The sequence below is a fragment of the Streptomyces sp. NRRL B-1140 genome (assembly GCF_001280065.1).
GTDB lineage: Bacteria > Actinomycetota > Actinomycetes > Streptomycetales > Streptomycetaceae > Streptomyces.
The window spans coordinates 1-257 of sequence record NZ_LGEA01000056.1 but is presented as its reverse complement, the minus strand read 5'-3'; the positions used below and the strand labels follow the sequence as shown (position 1 = coordinate 257).

The 257-nt window shown below is 67.3% G+C and carries 1 protein-coding gene; it reads left to right on the top strand.

Going from position 1 to position 257, the window contains the following annotated elements:
• Positions 1-257: thiamine pyrophosphate-dependent enzyme (locus tag ADK65_RS07650; protein WP_234352822.1), on the top strand; the 257-nt coding region annotated here is incomplete at both ends.

Genomic DNA, 257 nt, shown 5'->3' with positions numbered 1-257 from the left:
ACACCTACGGGATGCACTCCATCCACGGCCGCGCCCCCGCCATCGCCACCGGCCTGGCGAGCTCCCGCCGGGATCTGTCGGTGTGGGTCGTCACCGGCGACGGCGACGCGCTGTCCATCGGCGGCAACCACCTCATCCACGCCCTGCGCCGCAACGTCAACCTCAAGATCCTGCTGTTCAACAACCGGATCTACGGCCTGACCAAGGGCCAGTACTCGCCCACCTCCGAAGTCGGCAAGATCACCAAGTCGACGCCG